At 39.4% G+C, this 25612-nt stretch carries 24 protein-coding genes; 2 read left to right on the top strand and 22 right to left on the bottom strand.

Annotation, left to right across the window (positions count from 1 at the left end):
- Positions 1–12: 12 nt before the first annotated feature.
- The 4 genes from GKE48_RS09120 to GKE48_RS09105 form a co-directional block, all read right to left on the bottom strand.
- A complete protein-coding gene (locus tag GKE48_RS09120; RefSeq protein WP_173016911.1) occupies positions 13–1929 on the bottom strand; it encodes an ABC transporter substrate-binding protein in 1917 nt (638 codons plus the stop codon).
- A gap of 172 nt (positions 1930–2101) precedes the next feature.
- Positions 2102–3235 carry a tyramine oxidase subunit B gene (locus GKE48_RS09115; RefSeq protein WP_055287733.1) on the bottom strand — a complete coding sequence of 378 codons (1134 nt, stop codon included), beginning with the start codon at positions 3233–3235 and terminating at the stop codon, positions 2102–2104.
- Between the two features lie 13 nt (positions 3236–3248).
- The gene (locus GKE48_RS09110) at positions 3249–3647 is read right to left on the bottom strand and encodes a Rid family hydrolase (RefSeq protein WP_055287732.1); all 399 of its coding nucleotides are present in this window, start codon (positions 3645–3647) and stop codon (positions 3249–3251) included.
- Entirely contained in the window at positions 3648–5096 is a 1449-nt protein-coding gene (locus GKE48_RS09105) for an APC family permease (RefSeq protein WP_154300906.1), read from the bottom strand. It abuts the gene before it with no gap.
- A gap of 224 nt (positions 5097–5320) precedes the next feature.
- Between GKE48_RS09105 and bsh the strand changes: the two genes are divergently transcribed.
- Positions 5321–6316 (top strand): choloylglycine hydrolase, encoded by a 996-nt coding sequence (gene bsh / locus GKE48_RS09100; RefSeq protein ID WP_154300905.1) that lies wholly within the window; start codon positions 5321–5323, stop codon positions 6314–6316.
- Between the two features lie 28 nt (positions 6317–6344).
- Here the strand turns inward: bsh and GKE48_RS09095 are convergent, their stop codons facing one another.
- Positions 6345–7472: a type II toxin-antitoxin system HipA family toxin gene (locus tag GKE48_RS09095; RefSeq protein ID WP_154300904.1), complete on the bottom strand. Its 1128-nt coding sequence runs from the start codon at positions 7470–7472 to the stop codon at positions 6345–6347.
- The gene (locus GKE48_RS09090) at positions 7459–7737 is read right to left on the bottom strand and encodes a helix-turn-helix domain-containing protein (RefSeq protein WP_154300903.1); all 279 of its coding nucleotides are present in this window, start codon (positions 7735–7737) and stop codon (positions 7459–7461) included. The genes GKE48_RS09095 and GKE48_RS09090 overlap by 14 nt, the downstream gene beginning before the upstream one ends.
- A 201-nt stretch (positions 7738–7938) precedes the next feature.
- On the opposite strand from GKE48_RS09090, the gene GKE48_RS09085 reads away from it, so the two are divergent.
- Positions 7939–9417 carry an AAA family ATPase gene (locus GKE48_RS09085; protein WP_154300902.1) on the top strand — a complete coding sequence of 493 codons (1479 nt, stop codon included), beginning with the start codon at positions 7939–7941 and terminating at the stop codon, positions 9415–9417.
- A gap of 104 nt (positions 9418–9521) precedes the next feature.
- On the opposite strand, the gene GKE48_RS09080 is transcribed toward GKE48_RS09085, so the two are convergent.
- From GKE48_RS09080 to GKE48_RS08995, 16 genes are all read right to left on the bottom strand, one after another.
- The gene (locus GKE48_RS09080; RefSeq protein WP_154300901.1) at positions 9522–11231 is read right to left on the bottom strand and encodes a HAMP domain-containing methyl-accepting chemotaxis protein; all 1710 of its coding nucleotides are present in this window, start codon (positions 11229–11231) and stop codon (positions 9522–9524) included.
- A 110-nt stretch (positions 11232–11341) separates the two neighbouring features.
- A complete protein-coding gene (locus tag GKE48_RS09075) occupies positions 11342–12055 on the bottom strand; it encodes a hypothetical protein (protein ID WP_012739867.1) in 714 nt (237 codons plus the stop codon).
- 48 nt (positions 12056–12103) lie between these two features.
- Positions 12104–12298, bottom strand: coding sequence for a hypothetical protein (locus GKE48_RS09070; protein ID WP_012739868.1), 195 nt, complete (start codon positions 12296–12298; stop codon positions 12104–12106).
- Positions 12295–13089, bottom strand: coding sequence for an acyl-CoA dehydratase activase (locus GKE48_RS09065; protein ID WP_041688745.1), 795 nt, complete (start codon positions 13087–13089; stop codon positions 12295–12297). Before GKE48_RS09065 ends, GKE48_RS09070 begins: the two co-directional genes overlap by 4 nt.
- Before the next feature lie 41 nt (positions 13090–13130).
- Complete coding sequence (locus GKE48_RS09060; protein ID WP_154300900.1) at positions 13131–14669, bottom strand: 2-hydroxyacyl-CoA dehydratase family protein; 1539 nt, start codon at positions 14667–14669, stop codon at positions 13131–13133.
- Between the two features lie 2 nt (positions 14670–14671).
- Positions 14672–15865 (bottom strand): 2-hydroxyacyl-CoA dehydratase family protein, encoded by a 1194-nt coding sequence (locus GKE48_RS09055; protein WP_118351140.1) that lies wholly within the window; start codon positions 15863–15865, stop codon positions 14672–14674.
- A 12-nt stretch (positions 15866–15877) separates the two neighbouring features.
- The gene (locus GKE48_RS09050) at positions 15878–16642 is read right to left on the bottom strand and encodes an ATP-binding protein (protein ID WP_154300899.1); all 765 of its coding nucleotides are present in this window, start codon (positions 16640–16642) and stop codon (positions 15878–15880) included.
- Between the two features lie 41 nt (positions 16643–16683).
- Positions 16684–17781 (bottom strand): N-acetylmuramoyl-L-alanine amidase family protein, encoded by a 1098-nt coding sequence (locus GKE48_RS09045; protein WP_154300898.1) that lies wholly within the window; start codon positions 17779–17781, stop codon positions 16684–16686.
- Complete coding sequence (locus GKE48_RS09040) at positions 17774–17965, bottom strand: hypothetical protein (protein ID WP_012739874.1); 192 nt, start codon at positions 17963–17965, stop codon at positions 17774–17776. The genes GKE48_RS09045 and GKE48_RS09040 overlap by 8 nt, the downstream gene beginning before the upstream one ends.
- A 330-nt stretch (positions 17966–18295) precedes the next feature.
- Positions 18296–19516 (bottom strand): hypothetical protein, encoded by a 1221-nt coding sequence (locus GKE48_RS09030; RefSeq protein ID WP_154300897.1) that lies wholly within the window; start codon positions 19514–19516, stop codon positions 18296–18298.
- A gap of 170 nt (positions 19517–19686) precedes the next feature.
- Positions 19687–20313 carry a methylated-DNA--[protein]-cysteine S-methyltransferase gene (locus tag GKE48_RS09025; protein WP_022098209.1) on the bottom strand — a complete coding sequence of 209 codons (627 nt, stop codon included), beginning with the start codon at positions 20311–20313 and terminating at the stop codon, positions 19687–19689.
- A gap of 11 nt (positions 20314–20324) precedes the next feature.
- A complete protein-coding gene (locus GKE48_RS09020; RefSeq protein WP_022098210.1) occupies positions 20325–21284 on the bottom strand; it encodes a 3-hydroxyacyl-CoA dehydrogenase in 960 nt (319 codons plus the stop codon).
- A gap of 27 nt (positions 21285–21311) precedes the next feature.
- Entirely contained in the window at positions 21312–23369 is a 2058-nt protein-coding gene (locus tag GKE48_RS09015) for a toll/interleukin-1 receptor domain-containing protein (RefSeq protein WP_154300896.1), read from the bottom strand.
- A gap of 325 nt (positions 23370–23694) precedes the next feature.
- Positions 23695–24105: an arsenate reductase ArsC gene (locus GKE48_RS09010; protein WP_154300895.1), complete on the bottom strand. Its 411-nt coding sequence runs from the start codon at positions 24103–24105 to the stop codon at positions 23695–23697.
- Positions 24098–24652 (bottom strand): DUF5714 domain-containing protein, encoded by a 555-nt coding sequence (locus GKE48_RS09005; protein WP_119212211.1) that lies wholly within the window; start codon positions 24650–24652, stop codon positions 24098–24100. The genes GKE48_RS09010 and GKE48_RS09005 overlap by 8 nt, the downstream gene beginning before the upstream one ends.
- Positions 24653–25200: 548 nt before the next feature.
- Positions 25201–25599, bottom strand: coding sequence for a bacteriohemerythrin (locus GKE48_RS08995; RefSeq protein ID WP_055288227.1), 399 nt, complete (start codon positions 25597–25599; stop codon positions 25201–25203).
- Between the last annotated feature and the right edge of the window lie 13 nt (positions 25600–25612).

Genomic DNA, 25612 nt, shown 5'->3' with positions numbered 1-25612 from the left:
TTCTCAAGATAATCAGCTCTTCTGTATATAAGCTTCTGGTGCAGCCAGTCTGCCTCCATCAGCAAAATACTTTATCCATTGTTGTGCTACATTTGTTGTATGAGCTATATATCCATCATATTTTTCGCCTTCCCTGATGTCTGCCTCAGCCCTATACATATGAACTCCGCCATGCTTTGACATATCATAATTATATGCACGTTCCAACAAAGTATGACCAGAAACGTCAACATAACAGAAAGAATATATTTTTTCGTCTTCTACTGACTTTCCATCTTTCAGAATATCCTCAAGATGCATATTGCCCTTATCATCTCTTGATATCTTCATTGTAAATCCGCTTGATGCCGGCAGCGTATCCCATGATATCGGGTCGTCATCCCGTCCACAGCCTTCCACAAGGCACCGCACAACATCTTTAATCTCAGCTCCTGTTGCATCCTTCGTATAAAATTTCACTCCTCCTCCCATTATAAGTGCCTGTAATTGTGCTGCTGTATAACTTCCCTCATAGATGTCTCCGGCATTCATGGCAGCAGGTGCAATCAGCATATCCACATTACATATTTCCCGAAGCGTATTAACTCTCACTGAAAATGCCTCACTTCCTGTATCTGATATTCTCCACTGATATTCCCTGTCAAATGTGGTAATAACAGGGGATTTTTCTTTTACCGCATTGTAATTATTGTTAAACACTTTCACTGCCTGCTTTGCATCCACATCTCCTGCCAGCATTTTCTGTACTGCTGCGCAGCTTGCCCGGCACACACTGTCATTCCTTATATATGTATACATATGATTACTTTCAATATAAGGAATCAGGTTAGAAAATATGTCCTGCACATCTACATTTACATCTTTATTATACACAACAACCGACTGTATTCTGTCTGCCATTGCATTCATTACATCACTGCCAAACATATATCTTACTATATCCAGTGCCAGCTCTTCTTTTTTCCCTGCTCCTTTAAGTTTTCCATTCATAGCTATTGAATATCCGGGTGTACTGAAATACCAGTTATCGTTATCTGTCTCCCCAAAATATGGCAAAAGAATGAGATTATTCATTCCCTCATCCTGATACTCTGCAATATTAGTGCTCTGGCGTATCATTGCAATCTTCCCGGACACAAAATCCTGGAATATACTTGAATATCCTCTTTTTGTGTCATCTGCCTGTGCATCAGTATTTTTCAAAACCTGTCCAAGTCTCGAGAACAACTTCACACCCAGTTCATCCGGTATGTAATCTATTTTTCCATCCATTGCTTCATAACGCCAGATGCGCCCTTCTGTACTTTGTAACAATGGAATAGACCACGCCTGTAACATATATGAATCTGTATAATCATATTTATAATCTGTTGCAAACCCTCTTATCCCATATTCACTGAACTTATTACATGCTTCAACAAATGTTACATAATCATGAGGCAGCTCTATTCCATATTTCTCAAAAACTGCTGTATTGGCAAGTATCCCCTCCACGCTCGCAGCACCAGGAAGCCAGTTCACAGAACCATCTTCATTGGTAAATCCATCAAGATATACCTTATAAAACATGTTTGTAATATCTGTACATGAAAAATCATATAGATAATCCCTGGGATTAATATCATAATCATCATCAGACGAAGACGTCTGTGTCCATGATGATGCATCTATTATTATATCCGCAAGATCATCATTAAGCGCTGCATCATTAAGATACTGTGCTCCTCCCCTGCTTATGACAAAATCAAATTCAACATCCGGAAAATGTTCTTTCAACATTTTTCCTACACTAGCAAGCCAGTAATCCTGGTCAAGCTGTACAACTATTCTCTGTTTTTCTTCTCCACTGTTTCTTAATGGTATACTACATGACAACAGCATACTTACAATCAATACTGTTACCAGTAAAACACATATTATCCGTTTCATTCTATCCTCCAAAAAGACTTTACCCTTATGTTTTATATAGATAATACAACGTATGCATGTCGAATTATGTCGAATAGGAGGAGAAATCAATAAAAAACCTGCATGGAATGCTCTATTTGCAGCCATACAGGTCTTTTTATATTTACAGTATATACATGTATTTCATATTCTTTTAACACATATCAGGCTTGTTCCATAGGTTAAGCTTCGTTCCGAGTCCCATTTTCACAGCATTTTCATAACACACCTTACCCCAGGCAACATCTTCTACAGGCATTCCTCCAACAGAATATATAATTATCTGATCATCACTGTCTCTTCCTGATGCATTGCCAAGCAATATATCTCCCATATCAGTAATATCACTTTTACTTATAATTCCATCATGGCACATATCTGTAAACTTTGCACCTATTATGTTAATTGAACCAAATGTCGGATATGGATATTCCTCTGCCCATGCCTCGTAAAGCTTTATATTATCAACTACCTTCTTACATTTTTCTTTGAGAAAATCTGTCTCCATATCAAATGCACTTGGAGCAACAATAAGCGCTCCCGGCTTTATCCATTCACCTTTGACATATGCATATTTTGACGGATCTGTTCCTGCTGTGGCTGCAAATGATATAACATCACTGTCTCTTACCAGAGTTTCTATATCATCTACCACTGTTACAGTTGTAAGCTGTGGATATGTAGCTTTGACATATTCAAGGAAACTGTCTAATGATTTCTTTCCTCTACCTTTTACCTTAAGTGTATCAAGCTCTGGGCATGTTGCCATAAATGCATCAAGGCTTGTTTTTCCCATTACACCAGGACCATATATTGCTCCCGTCTTAGCACCCTTTGGCGCAAGATGTCTTAACCCTACACCAGGAATTGCACCAGTCCTGTAAGCGCTCAGAAGATTACCGCTCATCAGACACACCGGTGCACCGGTTGTCTTGTCATTAAGCATAACCATAAGTATTGACCTTGGCAGACCTATTTCCTTATTAGCTGTATTAGAACCATACCATTTCATACCAGCCATATCAAATGGTCCTCCTATATATGCCGGCATTGCCATAAATCTTCTATCTTCTCCTACATTCTTTGGCATATTCGGAAAAGGAGATTCATTCGGGAATGTTACCATACAGCCATGAGAATTATGGTTTTCACCTCCCATTACGAAATCACCCTTTGTAAGACATTTAAGAACGTCTTCCATTGTATCTATGCATTTAGGCATATTCTTTACGCCAGCCTTTATCATTTCCTGTTCATTAAGATATAAAAAATCAACTTCTGGATACATAATAATTCCTCCTCTATAATCCACAGCCTATAACTGCTTCCATCATTATCTCCACGAACTGTGTCGGTCTGTTAAGTGCAGGTGTTCCAACCACTGTACATAATGGCCTGATATCATGAAATATCTCTGAATATGCCCTTGATATATCTGCACACATTTTCATATCTACAGCAAACACATCTACTTTAATAACATCTCCAACACCTGCACCAGCCTGTTCAATAAGCTTTACCTGCTTCTCAAGTACATATCTGGTCTGCTCATAGGCATTTTCCCCATACACTGTACCATCTGGCTGTACCGACGTTGTTCCACCAACATATATATGGTCACCAACCTTTACCATTCTGCTGTATCCTACTTTTTCTTCTAATGGAGCTCCTGATGAATAATTTACTCTCTTCTCTGCCATTTAGTTTACCTCTCCTTCTGCACCTACAAGTGCCTTTTCTTCATTTTCCTTCTTTACAAGTTCATTGAACTTGACAGAAGCATCATTTATCACTTCAACCGGTACCGGCTGGAATGGGCTTGCTTTCATAACTCCACATACCCAGATTATTGAATAAACTACAAGTCCAGCAAATAAAACTCCACACAACTCAAATATCTTAATTCTGGTTTCTCCTGTTGATATATTCCATATCATGTATACATTTCCAAGAATACCTATTATCTGAGGTATTCCGCCTAATGTAAGCCACTTCTTTCTTGGATATTCAGGATTTCTCTTTCTGAGTATAAGCACTGTTACATGTACAAGGCAGTATGTTAATAACCAGAAGCATGAACCTGACAATAACAGAAAACTTACGCCCTCTGTTGCTCCAAGTCCTGAAGCAATTATTCCTGCAACGAATACAAATAGCACTACAAGTCCGACCCATGCTGCACCTCTCTTGTTTGTCTTAGCAAATACAGATGGCATCATGCCTTCCTCGCCCATACCCTGTACAATTCTTGAAACAGAGGCATATACTGTATTAATTGTCGAAGCTGCTGCAAGTATGGTTATAATTCCCATCCATATACGTCCTGCATTGCCTAAAAGGTTCGTAGCATATGTCATATGAGGAGTACCTGCAGGGTCATTGGCAAGAATATCAAGGCTTACATAGTTAGTCATTCCTATACCAAGAATGCTCTGTACAAAAAACAGTAAAACCAGACCTATTGTCATAGAAAGAAGTACATCTCTTCTTGGATTCTTCAAATCCTTTGCTACCGGAATAATAAACTCAACACCTATAAACAGCCAGAATGCAAGTGCGGCATATGAGCAAAGTCCCTTAAATCCGCCTATCTGTTCAAATGTTGGTGCATTTGCTGCATAATCAACAACATTTGAGCTTATTCCTAATTTACATACACCTATTAATCCAATAAGAACCATTGAACCGATAAGCAGGAATACTACTATGTTCTGTACCTTTGAAAATATATCTACACCAAAAAGATTAACCACGAGAAACAAAGCCATTATTATAATTGATATTATCCTGTTATCTACATGTGGCAGAAACAGACCTTTTAAAACAAGTCCGCAAAGTGTAATCTCTGCTGTCATGCTTAATATTTCTGTAATTACATAGGCTGACAGATTACCAATTAATGATGGAAGTGGTCCCATACCAGCCAGAAGATACTGTCCTGTACCTCCCTGAACTCTTGGCATAAGTCCATTCAGTTCTGCAAATGATATGCCAATAAACCAGTTCAGCACCATTACTGCAAATAGCGGAATGATAAACCATCGGCCTATCGAACCCATTCCTGTTCCCAAAGAAACAAGACAGCTTGTGGCAACAATAAGTCCTACACATATTGCCACGCCACTTCCTAATCCTAACTTTTTCTTCATAAAACCAGCTCCCTTCCTTTTTTGCATGATTAATTATTAACAAAATAAACAATAAAGGCGCCGCACACTAGATGTACGACGCCTTTGTCTTTGATTTATTAAGTTTATGATATGGATACTACAGTGTTTTCATGAAATTGTATTGTAAAAAAAAGAACTGTAATGTATTATTTCTTAATAAATAATCAGAATATTACTATAATCCAAGACATACAGGAGGGCTTATGTGTACAGCAGCTACTTATAAAACTAAAGATTTCTATATGGGAAGAACACTAGATTATGAATTTTCTTATGGTGATGAGGTAACTGTCACACCTAGAAATTATCCTATTAATTTCAGATTTATGGGCGTCAGGAATAACCACTATGCGATGATTGGAATGGCACATGTGGCTGACGATTATCCTTTATATTATGAAGCATTTAACGAAAAAGGGCTTGGCATGGCCGGTCTTAACTTTGTTGGCAATGCAGCTTACAGCGAACCGGACCTAAAAGGTCTTAACGGAGAGAGTAATATTGAAAATGTTGCCGTATTCGAATTCATTCCGTGGATATTATCACAGTGTGCGACAGTTGATGAAGCTAAAAAAAGACTTAAATTTATTAATCTTACCAACACTCAGTTTAATGAAATGTTTCCATGTGCTAATCTTCACTGGATTATCGCTGACAAGGAAAGCTGCATAACTGTTGAATCCATGTCAGACGGACTTCATATATATGATAACCCTGTTGGCGTGCTTACTAATAATCCGCCATTTAACATACAGATGTTTAATCTTAACAATTACATGGGATTATCTACAAAACAGCCTGAGAGCAATTTCTCGGACAAGCTCGAATTCAACAGATACAGCCGTGGTATGGGTGCACTCGGACTTCCTGGGGATCTGTCATCTCAGTCAAGATTCGTAAAAGTTGCTTTTACTAAGATGAATTCTGTTTCAGGTGACGATGAAAAATCAAGCGTAAGCCAGTTCTTTCATATATTAGGCAGCGTAGACCAGCAGCGTGGCTGCTGCCAGCTAGACGATGACAAATATGAGATAACAATATATACCTGCTGCTGCAATACAACTAAAGGCATCTATTATTACACAGCATATGACAACCATCAGATATGTGCTGTTGATATGCATAAGGAGAACCTTGACGGTGATAAGCTGGTTCGCTATCCACTTATTACTGATGGCGAGATAAGGGCTGTTAATTAATATATACCTGACAAAACGAGCTGGACGTTTAATTACCATCCAGCTCGTTTTTAACACATTTTTCTATGTCGTACGCAACCTCAGTGCATATATCTTTTTCCATTCCAGCTGCTGTTCCAACAGCAGCCAGCTCCTTAATTCCTGGATTTCTTCCATTGCCGTCTACTGTAGTAGTATGTTCTCCATAATATGTCGTACTATAAGTCAGGTCATATGCCGGGCTCAGTCTCCAGCCATCATTATTTTCATCATATATAAATGTAAAATTCTTTGAATGGTCATCTCTGTTATGTGCAAACACATTAAAACACATTCGTCGGTACATATTCTCTATATCATGCTTATTGTCCCTTGTTAATATTTTTGTTAATTTCATAAGTTGGTGATAATCCATATTGGGCTGCCTGAAATCCAGTTCAAGAAGCGCTGCTGCTGTAAGCATATGGATTCTGTGTTCTCCAAATGAATCATTCTTACGATCAAATCTTTTAATTCCAAAGTATCCATCACATATATCAGATGGAAAAAGTCTGGTCTCTTCCATATCAATTCCACACTGCTTTGCACACTGTGAATATCGGTATTCCATCAGCCCCGCATTCTTTCCATCAACATGAGCAGGAAACTTGATAATCCAATCCTCGCCATCTATCTTAGTCATAATTTTAGGTCTTGCTCCACCACTTGTTCCACCAAGCCTGTATAATTCATCAAGCTTGTCAGAATATTCAGTATTAAGAATTTTCTGACACTGTTCAGATAATTCATCAAGACTGCTGAGTTTTTCCTGCTTTGGCATATCCCATTCCGGTCTGTATGTTAATGCTCCCATTCCTGATTCTCCAACAATTGCAAGCCTGTCCAACATACTCACATTGTCTATATTACATCCCTTTTCTTTTAACATCCTGTCAAGCAGCAGCTGTCCCCATGCATCAGGCAGACTGTCTGCAAATACTCCCCATAAGCCATTAAAATATTCTTTAACAGGGACACATACTTTCTTTTCAAGGGGCAATGAAAACGGACTTATTGAAAATCCGTTCTCCAGCCATTCATCTGCATATTCAAATGCAGCCTTTCTTTCGTTCGTCATAGCAAGAGTTCCAACAAGCCTGTCATGATAAAAAACATTTATAACTCTATCTTCTTTCATTTATTACCTCCTCAATACTGTTATAAGGAATCTCCGTAAAAATGTTTCTTAAATCATCAGCGATATTAAGTGCTACAGCTATCTTAGTCAGCGATAACAGTGAAATCTGTCCTGTTGTTTCAAATCTTTTTATCGAGCCAAGACTGACATTGCTAATCTTAGAAAGCTTCTCTTGTGAAATGGCGCGTCTTTTTCTTATTAGTCTTACCCTGTCAGCTATTTTTTTATCCAGTTCTTCACATGTCTCCCAGACATATTCATTCATATATTGATCCCTCCTTATGTGTAAACATATATATAATATATTAGCTAGTTTTCTGATATATATGCATTTATAGCTAATATTTTATCTATAGTTATTATAGCACATAGCTTAATATATTCAATCCTCTCCTTGCCAACTTCCCAAAATATGTTATTATATGATAGATTATTACAAGTGTTTAAAGCACAGAAAGAGGAATTTATGTTAGTTTATGATGCTAATGCCAATTCTGGCAACACTGCCGGTTTTGAGTGTACTTATACAACTTTTAAATCAGACCATTCTACAGCTTCACCAGAGAACCCAATCCTTGTTCTGGATAATTCTGAGAAAAAGTGGGATGAGACATCTTATGGTTTATTCACTAACCCTTATAAGAAAACGGCATTTGATTTTCAGATTGATGGTGAGTCTTTTACAAGCAATATCTTAAAGATTGATTCAAGATTTACAAGCCTTATTAAATGGCTTGGCGAGAACAGAGTTAAAGTAAAGCTTACAGGTGCTAACACATCTGAAGGATACAATGTATACAAGATTCAGGAGGTTGCATTTGGCAATGGTAACAAGTTATCTGCCGAAGACGGTTTTCTTCAGTTTATGATTGAAAGATTATTAGAGAGCAGTGCCATTGCAGAGGAAAATAATGAAGAACCTGATGAATCTGCTGATGATATGAAGCTTACAAGCCTTACAAGCATATCAGATTTTCTTAACTGTGCAGGAAGTACACTTCCTGAAAATATCCGTTTATGGGCAAGACGCAATCTTGTTGTTGCCCGTTCAAGTGAGGTAACTCCTGAAGAGAAAAGACATGCACAGAGAGCACTTTCTATCATGCTTAATATTAAGTGGAAGAGCAATTACTTCGAATCAATTGACCCTGTGGAAGCAAGAAGAATTCTTGACGAAGAGCTTTTCGGTATGGAGAGTGTTAAGCAGAGAATCATTGAAACTGTTATTCAGATTAACAGAACACACACTCTTCCTGCATACGGTATCCTTCTTGTAGGTCCTGCCGGAACAGGTAAATCACAGATTGCCTACCTTGTTGCCAAGATTCTTAAAATGCCTTGGACAACACTTGATATGAGTTCTATTAATGACGCAGAACAGCTTACAGGAAGTTCAAGAATATACTCCAATGCAAAGCCTGGTATTATCATGGAAGCATTCAACATGGCTGGTGAATCTAACCTTGTATTCATTATCAACGAGCTTGATAAGGCAACTTCAAGTAATGGTAACGCCAACCCTGCGGATGTACTCCTTACACTCCTTGATAATCTTGGATTCACTGATAATTACATGGAGTGTCTCATCCCAACTTCAGGCGTATATCCTATCGCCACAGCTAATGATAAGGATAAGATAAGTGCACCGCTTCTTTCAAGATTTGCAGTAATTGATATTCCTGATTACACAAGAGAAGAGAAAAAGACAATTTTCCTTAAATATTCACTCCCAAAGGTTCTTAAAAGAATCGGACTTCACGAGGATGAGTGCCTGGTGTTTGATGACGGACTTGACGCTGTTCTTGATTACTGCAAGGATACTACAGGTATCAGAGACCTTGAACAGGCAGCAGAACATTTAGCAGCACATGCTCTTTATATGATCGAGGTTGAGCATGCCACAAGCGTTTCATACACAGCAGACATGGTAAATGAACTCTTTTAATTAAATTATTCAAACCCGATAACAAATACATGATATACAATAAGGAGCTGATATCACTACGATAACAGCTCCTTAAATAATCTTTACATATGTAATTGTAATTATCAGTCATTTCTTAACTTAAACTGTGCAACCATCTCACTAAGAGTTGTAGCCTGTGCTGTAAGCTCTTCACTTGTAGCTGATGTCTCCTGTGATGTTGCTGAATTAGCCTGTACAACTTCTGCAATTCTTGCAATTTCAACATCCGCCTGCTCCATACCTGCAGCCTGACTTGTAGATACATCTCTCATCTTCTTGGCACTCTCTGCGATAGACTGAACACCATCAACAACTTCCTTAAGTGAATCAGATGCCTTAGTAGCAATCTTATTCCCCTCTCCAACCTCGTAGATAGAAGCTTCTATAAGATTTCTTGAATCTACCGCTGACTTAGCACTCTGCTCTGCAAGTGTACGAATCTGGTCAGCAACTACTGCAAATCCTCTGCCTGCATCACCTGCTCTTGCAGCCTCAATGGAAGCATTAAGTGAAAGAAGGTTAGTCTGGCTTGCAATACTTTCAATCTCTGAAATGATATTGCCAATCTTCTCAGAAGCCTCACTGATACGAGCCATTGCCCCCATAAGAGCTTCCATGCTTTCTCTGCTGTTTTCTGCTGTATCAGCATATCTCTCTGCTTCTTTATATGAATTTTCCAGCTGTTCTGCTGTCTTCTGTATACCTTCATTAAGATCATTAATGGTTGCCTGCATCTCTTCGACTGTTGCAGCCTGATCTGTTGCACCTTCTGCAAGCGACTGTGCAGCATCTGAAAGATTAGCAGAACCTTCTGCCACCTGTTTAGAAGCATCTTCAACACCCTTTAATGTTGAATTCATCTGACGGTTCATGTTACGAATTCCAAGTAACAATGCATTGAATGCACCTGTATACTGATCTTCATGTTCGGTTGCGATAGCGAAATTACCATCTGCCATCTCTCCCATAAGTTTTCCGGCATCACTGATAATATTATGTAATCTTTCTGCCATAGCATGTGCACTGTCTATAAGATCAGATATCTCATCATTAGTCTCAACTTCTGGGAATGGTGAATCCAGATCTCCCTGTGCAAATGTCTCGAATCTGGCCATCATTCCATCTAATGGAGCTTCTATACTCTTTGCAATCGCACGTGCTGATTTAGAAGCAACAACAACTACCGCAGCTATAATTCCAACTGCCGCAACAATTGCTATTTTAAGTAATATTTCAAGCTTTAATTTTTCTGCATTACCTTTAGCAACATTAGTGTCCATAAGTTCATTAAGTGCATTATCAAGTGCCTCATACTTAGGTGCCATCTCTTTCTGCATCATCGTCTGTGCCTTCATTGACTGATTAGCATCTGTTGTAGCTCCCAGCTTTATAACCTGCTCATCAATCTCCTTATATTCAGCCCATGCCTTATCAATCTTGTCCATACATTCCTTGCCAGCCTTACTAGACATTAAAGGTCTTATCTGTTCAAGCTTGTCTTCAAATGCTTCGACATGCTCATCATGCTGCTGTTTCATTGAGTTGATAAGACTTACTGAATCATATCCTACAACTCCTCTTGAAGCGCCTCTTATCTCTGCTGCCTCAGACATAGCTGTAGCAATATCTCCCTGAGGGAACGCATAACGCGTCAGCACCCTGCGGTAATCCATAGACATATAAATCATCATTACACATATAACAACTGCAACTACGGAAAATGATATAATTATCAGTCTGAATACATAGTCCAAACGCCCCTTTATCTTCTTGTTATTCATTTTCTTAAACATCTTATAACTACCTGCCTTTCCATATGCATCATTTGTACAATGTATTTAATTGTTCCCTATTTCATTCAATTAACATATTATTCCTAATTTTAATTTTTTTCAAGGTATTTTCACAAAATACTCATATGTAATTGTCTGAGTCCGTCTATTTCATCACACAATTCCCTGCTTGAGCAAGTTGAACAATCCATTGTAAGACCGTTAAATATATTGTTTAACGAGTCAGTTATCTGTTCACATCTGTGTGCTTCACTTTTTAAAAATATGTAATCAATATCCTGCTCCGTGACAAAATATATGCTTACAGCCTCAACCTCAGGACGCTTCCTGTAGGCATTGATAAGCCCCTGTCCTACCGCTGCAAAATTAATCCCATGCGAAACTGCTTCCTTACTCACTCTCACAGGTTCTCTTTCCCTGACTGCTGATATTCTCATCATATATCCTTTAGGAAATGCATGGTATCTTACATAATCAGTTGCCCTCATTGAAGCATACAGTGCATTATCATCATGATTCTTAATATATTCACCATCCAGCCTGATTACAGTAATTCTTGCATATGAAATATCATTCTTAATATCACACAGGTCATCACCCACAAGATACACAGCATCTTCCGGCACAAGTTCCTCATCCTGTGTAAATGCAATGGCACTTACCGCTGCATTGCTCCCACCGCCAAGCTCATAAACCATCTCACTTTTAAGGATAAGATTCTCTTTATCAGTCATCTCCCACACTCTCTGTAATGGAAGTCTCTTTGCTCCATGATTTTCAAGCATTGATGTCAGCTTCTTTATCTCACCATCATATAAATCCATCGGCTGTTTCTGCCCTTCCTGTCATTCTTTCTGATACTGCCTCTGTTGTCACTCTTTCTGCTCTTCCTGCTTATGCTTCTTCGCCTCGCGCCTGTTCTTTGACCAGTTATAATATGCTGTAAGCGGCTTGATTAAAGATGCCGCAAACTTCATATCAAGATTAAAGAAATATATAACAAGAGTGAGAAAAAAAAGCACAACAAGCACGATTGCTATAATTGCCAGCACTTTTAATACTATCATACATTACTTCCCTTCTGTCTTGCATATTCTGCAGCACCTAATGCTCCCATAAGCTGTGGGTCTGTCGGCAGATCCACTACATTTATCTTAAGAACCTTCTCTATTGCTTTCTTCAAGCCTTCATTCTTGGCACATCCACCTGTAAGTGTAACGCTGTCAGCCGCACCAGCTTTTTTAGCCATGACAAAGCATCTCTTGGCAACTGATAACTGTATTCCTGCTGCAATCTCTTCCATAGGCTTACCCTCACCTACTAACGAAATAACCTCGCTCTCTGCAAATACCGCGCACTGTGCTGTTATTGGAATCACATTCTTCGCTGTAAGAGACAGATTAGAAAATTCATCTAAAGACATCTCAAATGCTCTTGCCATAGATTCAAAGAATCTTCCCGTTCCTGCTGCACATTTGTCATTCATTGCAAAATTAAGTACAGTTCCGTCGGTGTCAATTGCAATTCCCTTAACATCCTGACCTCCGATATCAATAATCGCCTTAACCGAAGGGTCAGTCACATGAACTCCCATAGCATGACAGCTTATCTCTGATATATTCTCATCTGCAAATGGCACTTTATTTCTTCCGTAACCGGTACCAATCAGATATGTAAGCTCCTCTGCGCTGTTTAAACCGTCAACCTGGCTTACAGCCTCGTCAAGCGCATCCTTCGCACTAAGCACAGGATTAATCCTGCTTCTCTTAGTAACCGCAGCTGCGATTTTTCCATTCTCATCTATAATTACACATTTGGTATATGTACTTCCTGCGTCACAACCACCGAAATATTTCATTCTGTTATCCTTTCCTGCCACATATGCAGCATACACACTTCTTACCAGCTCTTAGAATCGTCAAAATCCTCAAGTGACGGGTCGAGCGGTTCTTCCCTGAAAACAGTTCTCATGTATCTGTTAATCTCCGTTCTCATGTCTCTTCTTGTTCCATCCTCAGGACACATAAGATTGTGTGTTACCCATATTAAATGAATTCCATGTTTTCTTGCTTCTTCTTCAAATAAGCCGTGATATCCCGACATTGATTTGCAGCCCATATGCACATACATGATTACAATATCAATATTAAACATTTCGCAGAAGCGCCAGAGTGCCTCTACGCCTGTCTCATAACCGCCGTTAGAACGGTTTCGCATAATCATATTCTCATACAGATATGCAAGGTCTAACATTGCCTGATGCTTATCCTCTGTATTGACCATCTCTGTAGACACCATACTTAACATATCCGCAATAGTCACAACGCCCCAGCAGTTAAGAAGCCAGATTGGAAGTGCTGTGTAATACGCAGCCTGAACGCCCCATGTCATTGCTCTGTGGCGGTACTCCTTCGCCGCCATTTCTTTATTCTTATATGCGTCAAGCGCCATCTTCGTAAGCTTTTTATCCATATCAAGAAATGCCTGATTTCTTCCACCGGCAGCCTGATACACACCATATCTGTAAAGTGCGAGCGTTACGCCCATAACCTGCGGATAATCTGTCTTGGAAATCTCCATCCACTCTAAGAATTCCTCTGTCTCTGCATTAAACCGCTTCATACTCTTAAAGAACGCATTCCAGTCGAACTTCTCGCCTGTCTGTTCCTCTATGAAATGGATTGCATTGACAACCTCTTCTGCCGCATACTCCTGTACACTTTCCTGCCTGTGTCTTATAGGCACAGCAAGCTGAAATGTAGGAATCTTAAATGACCTTGCTTCAATCCCGTTACCCATAAGGCTTCCGTCACATGTCGTATTACACTGCACGGCACAGCAGCCTATAAGTGGGAAATCATCAGCCAGTGCAACACCAAGCTCCGCCGCCGGCATAGGACAGACATCTGACGGAACACCATACTGGTGTGTAACATCAACATAATAGCTCACTCCATCCTGTGACATCATTGAGCTTGTATACACAGCAGGAACTTCCACTGACAACCATGTAAGGTTCGGAAAACCTCCCATCAGGGTACTCATCATATTTTCATCAAAAAGGACAATCTTGCTGTTTAGCTTCTTGTCATTGCCGATAGCTGGGTCTGCCTTAAATATCTGTCCAAGCATCCCGCATATATCAGTAACGATAAGTCCCAGTGCCTGATGCGCCATTCTAAGCTGAGTTCCTCTCATGCCCTCGGTATGCCTGTCCATGAAATCAGGCAATGCAAGATAATTAATCATCCAGCGGTATCTGAAGAAGCCCTTCATGTTATTAGGTTTTATTATAAATGTGATTAAAGTCTTCCAGTATCCAAGCCACCTTACATAGTCATACCATGTATCCTTCAATCCGCGCCATTCTCTTCTTCTCTTCGGCTTTTTGCCTGTATAGAATCTGCCAAGTGGCTCGCTTCCTATATTCTTAGACATATTTATAATTTCCTTCCTGCATTGATACGCTTAATCTCAAGGCTCTCAACAAATGCCTGTATCCTTGTTCTTAACTGTCCAGAAGTTCCGACAGCATAAGGTCTGTCAATTGAAAGAACAGGATAGCCGTATTTTTCTTTCATGACATGGAATGCCGAAGCCCTCTCATAGCCCCAGTAATCACAGAATTTAATCTGCTGATATATAAGACCATCCGCCTTATACTCTTTAGCTATTGCGTCAACATACTCCTGTCTCTCGATAATCTTTTCTGTATTCATGAATCTTGGACACTGTCCCCACTTCATATACTGTCTGCATATCTGTGTAAGAACATCCTCTGTATCGTTAAGAATAATCTCATCTCTTCCCGGAAGTGAACCAAAACAGAATCTGTCAGCCACAACCAGTGCACCTGCCTCCTCAGCAAGCTTTATAAGCTCAGGGTTATCAATCTCTGAACCAACCATTACGACCCTTGCCCTGTAATTACATTTTTTATCAGGTTCACGTGTCTTAAGTTCCTCAAGTGTTTCTTCGAGCTTTTCTATAAGTGCCTCTTTCGGGCAGCAGTAGGTTGCAAGACACAGAACCGCGAATTCATACCCAGTAATTCTTGGATTATCTTCTTTTCTGTAATCACCGATGCTTCTTATAAGCCGGCTTATCTTATTCTGCAATTCTACTGACTTTCTAAGTGCATCATCTGATATGTCTATTCCATATGTATTATTAAGCGGTTCAAGCACATGAAGTCTCATCTGCTTAACAAAATGTCTTAACGCCGTCTCATCATTCTTCATCGGAACATCTGAATATTCCACAAAGAATTTTTCCTTCTCTATAAGGTGCTGTCTCTCAATATTCTCTACGCACCTGTTCATCTGCGCACATGCATCCGGCGCAATTATACAGTCAAGAAAGTTAAATCCACCCTCAATTGCTCTCTCTAATATCGCACGACATCCCTCACATAGCATACTGCTCATGTAATATGTACCCATCTCTATAGAACCTGTACGGGGTGCACGCAGCCTTACCGAAAAACTGCCCGGCAGATTAATAAGCGGCTCCGGTATCTGAAAACAGACTGCACCGATTGCAATATCACCTTTAGCCTGTGCCTGCCTTACAAGGTCGTTATTCACGTCCTCCAAAAGCTTCTCAAAATAATACAGATTAGCTAAATCCTTCACATTTGCCTCCTCTTACAATATTCCCATATTAACAAGGGCTTTCTTTGCACCCTCAACAATAATCGCATCATCAGGGAGATTGAATACATTTTCACCAAGAACATCTGCCTGCGCAAGCTTGGAATCGCTCTGTATTACTGAAAGCAGCTCAAGGCCGCCGATATCCATAAGCTTCGCAACCTCCATATCCGGTATTCTGTTAGCGATAACTCCGATTCTGTCATACATCACAAGCTCATCTGCAACTTTCTTGATTGTCTGCACAACCTGGCATCCCTTCTTGCTTGCGTCAGTAACAAGCAGCAGATGTGTAACCTTCTCCATAACTCTTCTGTTAATCTGCTCTATTCCTGCTTCTCCATCAATTACAACATAATCAAACTTATCTGAAAGCATTGTGATAACTTCTTTAAGATATGAATTAATCTTGCAGTAACAGCCCGCTGTCTCAGGTCTTCCTATTGCGATAAATGCATATCCGTCCTGTTCAACAACTGCATCCATTATCTCGTATTTGGCTTCTCCAAGTAACTCCACAGCAGTCTTGGTATCTCCGCCTTCAACATTCTTGATTACTTCTTTTCTTATATCATCTATAGTCTTATCAACCTCAACATTAAGCACTGTAGAAAGTCCGACCGCCGGGTCAGCGTCAATCGCAAGTATCTTCTTATCTGGGTGTGCCTCAACAAGAAGCTTTACAATAACTCCCGCCAGCGAAGTCTTACCAACGCCTCCTTTTCCTGCTACTGCTATAATCTGTGTTTTCTTATCCATTATTGTTCTCCTTAAAATATGTCGAATTTAATTCTTAATTATCAGTATCCAAAAAATGCACCAACGCCATTCACAAGTCCATTGGCAAGCATTTCTAATGTTTCATCACTATGGTCTGAGCTTGCATTCCCAAGTTCCATATCAACTGACGGAACTGTACTGTATGATGTCTGTGTCAGATCTATCGCCATGCTTCCAGAACCATGAATCTTTGCACCTTGTCCACGAAGTCCGTCAACAAGTGATGCCCCAAGTGAATCATGCTGCTGCCAGTGGTCTGCCACAGGACTCATATTCTTAATTGCATCGGGAACTGCTATATAAAAGCATCCCTTATCGTATGAAAGTCCATCACCATCCCAGTGCAATGATATATGACAGTCTGCAACATTGTTACATATTACAGTTCTTGCCACATTATCAAGCTGTACATCTGATGAATCCCTTATCATCAGCACATCATATCCTTCTAACAGAAGTTTATCTCTTAAAATCTCTGCCATCTTAAGTGTTACTTCGCTCTCTGGTGTCCCATCATAAAATGTCATTCCGCCTGACACCGCCGTTGCTGTCGCAGCGCCAGCCGCCGTACTGCCTCCTGTACTCTTAAGAGAACCATCCGGATGGCACAATGTTCTGACCGCCGAACCTCCTGCCGTTCCATGCCCGGCATTAACTCCGACAACAATGTTCTTTCTCTGACCTGACGCTTTATAAAGAACAGCATATCCATCACTTATAGCAGAATGGTCCGCATATTCCCATGTTGTATTCATATAAATGTGTTCCAGATTCTCATATACAGGGACTCCGGTATATGGTTCTTTCTGTCTTATATATGGATTCTGCGTCTCCTCCTGCCCTGCATCTGTTTCAATCTGTTCTGTATTCCCTTCAAAATCGCTTCCTGTCTGCTCTGTGCTTTCTGTTTCTGCTGTCTCCTCAGCAGACTGACTGCCTGCATCTGAATCCTCGATTCCGCTTCCAGTCATATCCTGACTTGTTTCTTCAATGTCCGATTTATTCAATTCCGATGAAACATCAGTATTATTCTTTTTACAGCCTGACACCATCGTCACAGTAACTATCAGCGACATTATAATAGCTGCATATTTAGCAGCATTTGTCAATCTATTCATCTGTATCCTCCGGCCACACTGAACCTTCATCAAGTCCGTTATCAGTAAGCCATTTATCTTCTACTGTAATATATTTCTTAGCGCCAGCTTCATCAACAAGCATAACAGAAACCCTGGGTGTCTGCCCTTCTGCAAGTTCTTCACACCCATAATCTCCGTCAAATATCTGTTTTATCTTCCACATAACAATCTCCGTTTCAAATACTTAATGTTTTTATTATAAAACATTTTTACAAAATATGCTATAATATATCCATTATGAAAGTACGGAGGACATGATGGTGTAAGCTATGGTGTTGTATGTAACTGGGACGAGACATGTGGTGGATAAGTCCTGTCACTGGCGTAAAAAGTTACATTGGCAAATGCTCCGCCGATTCATTCACTGCTAAGAAATTCGCTAAAGTTGATGGTGATGATACCGACAGGGTGCTGGTGATAAAGTAATAATAAAACGGACCTTCCCACGGATTTACCGTGCAGAAAGTCCATTTTACTTTTATTTCAGTTTATCTTACCCCCAGATAAGCTTCTCCCAGAATTCCTTATCCCTGGCATACTTTAATATATCCTCTTCTTTTTCGTTATCGAGGTAATCCATAACCTTGTTGTAATCTGTCGGATTTTTAAAATCAATCTGCCACAAAAGTGTGCCTACTCCGTCCTTAAATTCCTTACATGTAATTCCCTGCTCGGTATATGCAGTAACTGTCCACACTTTCTCTCCTGATTCATCATCACATGATGCACTTTCTGTTGCACCTTCTGTCTTGCTTACACCTTCTGTTGTGTCTCCTGTAAGCATAAGCTCCTGAGACTTGCTAAGGCTGTCCTGTGCTTTTTCATTGGCAATAGCTGCTTTATGAAGAATTGTCTGATCCTCTGTTTTCATATCATATGTCCAACTGTTTTCTTCTATCCATTCTTCATCCTCAGTCTTTACATCGGATGCGAATCCATTGGCTGCTGCACTCTGTGCTGCGCTTGAAGCCGCATTTGCCTTCTGCCCTGCCGGTGCATTAGCTGCTGCCTTAGAAGCTGCTTCATCCTGAACTTCCTTAAGCTTTCTGATTTTATCCTTGATTGCATCAATATTCTGGTCAAAACTGTTTAAAAGCTTTTCCCATTCTTTGTCTGACATATCCCGCCAGTCCTTTTCCTCAAGATCGTCTGCTGTAAGCTCATACTGCTGTTTGAGCATTTCAATGAGATCTCCTACAAAATATCTTTTACCCGTTGCCTCATTTTCAAGTTCAATACCTGAGCCAGCCAGTGCAGCATTCCAGTTTTTCTTTTCAGTTAAAGCTTCATCCAGTGAATTGTATGAATATGCCATATCATCTGTCAAATGTTTTAAGGCATTCCAGCTTCCCCATTTGTATGAACCTTCACTGGTTGAATCTGCATACTGGCAGTATGCAAACATTTCCACAGCACTTGCATTGGATGGATCTATCTCGGAAAGATTAACATCATAATCCCTGAATTCATTTCCACCCAGTGCAATGCTTACTCTTACGATCGTGTCCTCACTGTCCGGATTAATAATCTGGGTTGCCCTCATTCCGTAGCCGGTATCCCCCACATTTAAGAAGCCAATTCCTAATGATTTGTACTGGATATTATTGTCCGGCTTCATAGATTCTTCAAAACCGGTGTCACCTTTGCCAGTTTTGGTTGTTCTGAAACTGTACTCTGAATAAGCACCATACCTCATTTGTGTGTTAATATTCATGTATTCTCCTTTCTGCAGCCGCTCAGTCAGTCGCAGCCGCGCCACTTTCCAGAAAGGTCCAAGTGGCAAATAATAAAAAACGCATTCATCCAACAGCTTCAATCCATTGAATAAATGCGCCTTCCATGCCTAATATATATCGGCATTATTTCATATATCATTATAGTAATTCAGAATTTCATTCCATATTTTTTCAGGTCAACCCTGCCATTAACAACCTCAATTCCATCTGCCATAAGAAGCTCTGCCTGCTTTCCGGCTCCTCCAAATGCGAATTCCCCGGCAAGCTCTCCCTTCGAATTAACTACTCTGTAGCACGGAATATGTAATGGATCCGGGTTCTTATGAAGTGCATTGCCAACCGCACGCGCCATCTTCTTATCGCCTGCAAGCTCTGCAATCTGTCCATATGTTGCAACCTGTCCTCTAGGAATCTTCTTAACAGCTTCGTATATCCTCTTAGTCGGACTGTCAGATACAAGGTCATAACTTTCCGCAATCATGCGTCTGATATCTTCATCAGGAACAGTTCCATCAAGAATAATAGTATTCCAGTGTTCCTTATTCTGATGCCAGCCCGCAATCACCGATGAATATGTACTTCTCCATAGGTCGCGCCACTCAGGTGAAACCTTCACATTAAGATTAATATATCCATTGCGCTCATATGTCCATAAAAATACTTTCTTACATCCTTTAACTCTTACAAGCTGCCAGTTCTCATCATGAAAAGGCGCTTCCTGATAAGTATCAGGAAAAGAAAGTCCATATGCAAGTGCTTCTTCCCTAGTCGTCATATTATCATTCCTTAGTTGTATTTATAAAAGCCTTCACCTGAAGACATTCCAAGCTTTCCCTCATCAATATACTTCTTGAGAATAGCTTCCATCTTCTTGAAATTATATGGCATCATCATCTTCTTAAGAAGTGGTGAGAATATTCCCGGAACACTCTGATACTGGTGAACAATATTATATGCAGTATTAAGCCCTACTGTATCAAATATCTGGAAAGGGCCTTTAGGTGCACCTGTTCCTCTTGTCCATGCAATATCAATGCTTTCAGGATCAGACACTCCTGCAGCATACAGATCAAGTCCGCTAAGAAGGAATGGAACCAGCATAGAATTAAGCAGATATCCGCTCTTTTCCTTTCTTACAGGAAGTCCAATCATTCGTATATCGTTAGCAAACTGCATAACTTCGTTAAAATACTTCTCATCAGTCTGAGCCTGTGTCATAATTTCTGCAGTATTATTCTTCCATATAGAATTAGCAAAATGTAATGACAAATATTTGTCTGGTCTGCCAGTATATTTTGCAAACATTGATGGAAGAAGTGTCGATGAATTAGTTACAATCACAGTCTTTTCTGGAAGAAGTGGTGAAAGCTTTTCATAGAAAGCAATCTTATCCTTTTCGTTCTCAGCCATAGACTCAATCACAAGGTCTGCATCTGCCACAGCCTTAGCCATATCAAGTTCAAGCTTGAGATTAGCGTATGCATTTTCAACCTTCTTAAGACACTCTTCCTTGTCAAATGTATCTTCATCCGCAAGTCCTGCACACCACGCATTCTTATCCTCTGCCATCTTCTCAATAGCTTCAATATAAGTCTGCTTAAGATGGTCAATCTTAGGCTGTGTTCTTCCAATAGACCCCTCGCTTCTTAACCAGATAGTTACATTAAATCCACAATATGCTGCCTGAAAAGCAATCTGGCTTCCAAGCACTCCGCCTCCGGCAACAACAACATTTGAATATTTCATACTTATCCCCTTTCTTATAAATACTCACTACGCCATAAGACTTCTAAATGTATCAAGTACATCATTTCGTCCAATCATTATGTCATAATCAGGCTTTTCTGGCTCTCTTCTCAATGCCGGTTCCGGTGGAATAACCGGTTCTTTAGGCATTATCGGTTCTTTAGGCAATGCCAGCCGTGATAATTCAATCCTTACATTCATTATTTCCTTATCCTTCTTGGCTGCTTTTGCCCCAGCCATAAAACCTTCTATAAATCCTTTATCTTCCTGAAGTCTCTTTAACTCATATTCAAGTTTCTGCTTGTTGTCATTATATTCTTTCTTCTTGGCATTCCATTCTTCAATAGCTGCGCCATTTACAGCCAGCCACTCATCATGTTCCTTCTGCTTCTCTTCAACATCCTTAACCCACTGCTGTCTGGCTTCCTCAAGATTATCTCTCTCATACTCCCACGAATCATGGTCTTTCTGGTATTCTGCTTCATTGTTGGAAAGATTAGCATTTGCCATATCGTCTGCCTTCTTAAATGCATCCTCAAGCTTTGAAAAATATGCTGTCTCCTGCTGTCTGGCTGCATCTATCTCCTGTTGTTCCTGTTCTGTGACATTCTTTAATATCTCGTCAAGATGACTGTTTACATTAGCAACAAATTCTTCTATTCCGGCTGCCACCTCAGCATCGGCATTCTGCTTTGCCCTCTTGAAAAGCTCATTATCACTTAATATGTAATGCTCATTATTAGCTGCAATAGCACTCTTTGTATTCTCAACACCTGACTGATAGTTAAAATGTACATCAAACAGATTCGCATACTCTTCTTCTGAGAACAGATTAGCAACAGGATACTTGTCCTTTATCTCCTGACGCCTGTCTCTGATTTCCAGTTCATATGTATTATCTGATGTATTTCCAATTACCTGAAGATACAGATTATCTGCCATTTCTCTTGCATTAGTGCATTCCTGCTGCACAAGAAGCTGTCCCCAGTATGCCTTTGAATTATCAGGTTCTTCATCAAGGACATGAAAGAAAAGCTTATTGGCTTTTTTCCAGTTCTTATCTGAAATTGCAGAAAATCCTTCATCAAGCAGCTTATTGATATCCACTGGTTCGATGATTTCTATTTCTTCAAGTTCAATCTCTTCCGCTGGTTCAGCCTTTTCTGGTTCTGGTGCTGGCTGGTTAACTGATTCCTGCTTCACCACATTTGCAATCTCAGCCATTATATTATTAAATGTATCATCGTTTCCAAGCTGGCACACCTTCAGACCTGCAAATTCTTTAGGAATATCATATTCATCAACATCTTTATAACATGGAATAAGACATTTGTTCTTATTCTTTTCTGCTATCTCAAGATATCTGTTCCATTCATTCTTAACCCAGACATTGTTATAATCATCATATGATGTACCAAGTGCAAGCATAACATTTGCTGAATTAAGAGCTGAATATATGTATGGTTCACAGTCTGATTGCTTTTTTCCTTTAAGTGCGGCTTCTGATAAAAATACCCTGTATCTGGCTGATGTCAGCTTGTTATATAAATGTCCTGCTATTTCACTAACAGCCGTCTTATCTCCATTATCATCTTTTGCCCTGTAGCTTATATATATATCGTATGGCTGTTCACTTTCAGCAATCTGAATATATTTCTTACGATTTTCCTCTATTATCTTCGCTTCTTCCCTGAATATTGCTCTTGACTCTGAATCTGAATTCTCCATAACAAGTTCAAAATCTTCATCATCCATTACACTATCATAAGAGATTCTGTGACAAACAGGTACCTTTTTCCCACTCGCATTATCCGCATATTCAATACCATATTTGCAAAGGATTAATCCCCAGTATCCTTCTGCTTCCTCTGTGTAACTGTCAGTTATTGTATTATATATTCCTGCTGCTTTATCAAAATCGCAGTTAAAACGCAGTCTCCCGGCACGCTCAAACAGCTTAAGTTCTTTATCGTCCTCTATATCCGGAACTGTCTGGCTCGTTCCACATTTTTCGCATTTACAGACAGTAATCGAATCCCCTATGTCCAGATTACTTCCGCACATTTTGCACTTTAAGCCCCCCATTTGCATTCTCCTTATCATTAACGTATTTCACTTAATCGCGCATATAATACAATACTATTAAAGCCGTATAGAATATTATAATATTTAGTTATTGGGGTGTCAATTTCGGATTCCGTTTCAGGCAGCCATGTGAATTCATCAATTCCTAGTACATCGTTTTCGAAATAACTACTCCATCCTTATATTCCTTACATGTAAATCACTGCTCGGTATGCGTTGTGCTTCAACCGCCTCCTTTTATGGTATGAAAAAAGCACTCTAACCTGTTCTGGCTAAAGTGCTGTGTAAGTTTATTATTAATTTTCTCAGTCAGACAAAAAGTTTATTAAATCTCATTATAGTTCAATCGACTTTTTAACTCCAAAATATCATGCTTTATTTGTTCAATGACTATCTTAAATTCCTCATCGCTTTTCCCAGTTGGATCTTCAAGTCCCCAATTATCATCAAATGGTCTGCCTATAAATGGACACCCTACATTACATCCCATTGATATTGCAATATCCGGTTCTGGAATATCACTAACCAGCTTACTGAGCTGTCCTTCTGCTTCCATATCTATATTATATAATTCCTTCATAATACGGACAGCATCCTGATTAATCTGTGGTTTTGTTTCTGTCCCCGCCGAATAACTTTGAAACACATCTGATGCCAGATGTCTTCCAAAAGCCTCAGCAATCTGACTTCGGCAGGAATTATGGACACAAATAAAAGCTACTTTTATCTTACTCATAAAATGGACACCTCTCCTTTATACATTGCTCATTAAAATCTGTGAATCCGCATTGCATTTGTTCATATTGCAATGTTACTCCATAATGAGCATTTACATAATCAATACCATTCTTAAATGCTATCATTGCATCTCTCTTGCAGCATCTTGGCCCGTTTATGGTTCCTAATTCTCCAATTGCTTTCGAGGTAAACTGCATATGATTTCCCCATGTTCCATCGGTTGAAAGCGGACCTGTTCCGTCAATGATTGCTAGTGCAGCACCTATAGATGTGATTGCTCCGCATATTCCCCATAAACCGCACATTGCCCCCGGCATCCTAAGGCCCTCTGCCATCAGCCTGTCCAACGCTTGTTCTAAGTCTATCTCTCCACCTGCGTTTTTGTAGGCTACAAGCAAACTTGCACCATCTAATATATGGTGTTCCGGTCCATGAATACTGACATATTCCTTCTCTGCAATCTGCTTAAAAATGACAACCGGATTTGTTCCCCGTTCTTTCTTTATATCTTTTACAATCAGCTCTGCTTTTTCTTTTACTGTCATAGAAACCTTCCTTTCGTCTTATTTGCAATTCTTACAAGCATAAGCATTACAGGACTTAGCATTTCCCCTCTAACAGCAGCTATCTTTTTTGTCACAGCATGACTCACACGTCAAACAGCCAATATCTCTTTTCTGTCCTTGCCCGTTTCTTCTGCAATCTAATCTGTCACCATAGTGATAAGAAGGTCTATTGTATAATTCATTTTTTTCTTTGTCGATAAAACTGCTAAGAAAACAAAGTCGCGTCTCTTTCGCCACTATCTATTTTTCAATACCTGTATTATTTTCAACAACTGCTGCCACTTCTTCTGTTACTACTTCATTGTTATCCATTTGATTGTAACTCCTTTGCATTAATTTCTCTTCATAATATGTAATGTCGATTGAAACTGCATTATTATTAGCTAGTATACCATAAACATACTGTTTTTAGGAAGAAATGTCCTATTTCATCCATGTATGCATATTGTCAAGTGTATGTGTCATATTTTATATTCAAAATAAAAAAGGCTGCTACTTTCTAAAAAATAACAGCCTTTCTTACTATATCAGCCTTTTGGAATTTGACCATCGACATACAGAATGTGATTAACTAACCACTCTGTGAGATATTTTAAAATCCCCATAATCTGTTCATCTTGATCTTCTACCTCATCATTGTGATGTTCCATAAATTCATCAAGTTTATGTATAAATTCCTGATGTTGAACTTTCTGTGTAAATATCTTCTTATAATTAATAGATTCCATATACTGCTCTTCATCACTAAAGTGTTTTACTGTATAATTTCGGAGATTTTCTAATATTATATCAATCCTATCATATTTATCCGGTGTAAACTCATCATGAAGCAGTTCATATGCCTCATCTGCATATTTAAATAACTGCTTGTGTTCTTCGTCTATCATATCTATACCGATATAATATTCTGGTTTCATTTCATACATAAATTAATCCTAC

The sequence above is a fragment of the Lachnospira eligens genome (genome assembly GCF_009680455.1).
Classification (GTDB): Bacteria; Bacillota; Clostridia; order Lachnospirales; family Lachnospiraceae; genus Lachnospira; species Lachnospira eligens_A.
The sequence above is the reverse complement of the archived record's forward strand: the minus strand, read 5'-3'. Positions and strand labels throughout refer to the sequence as shown.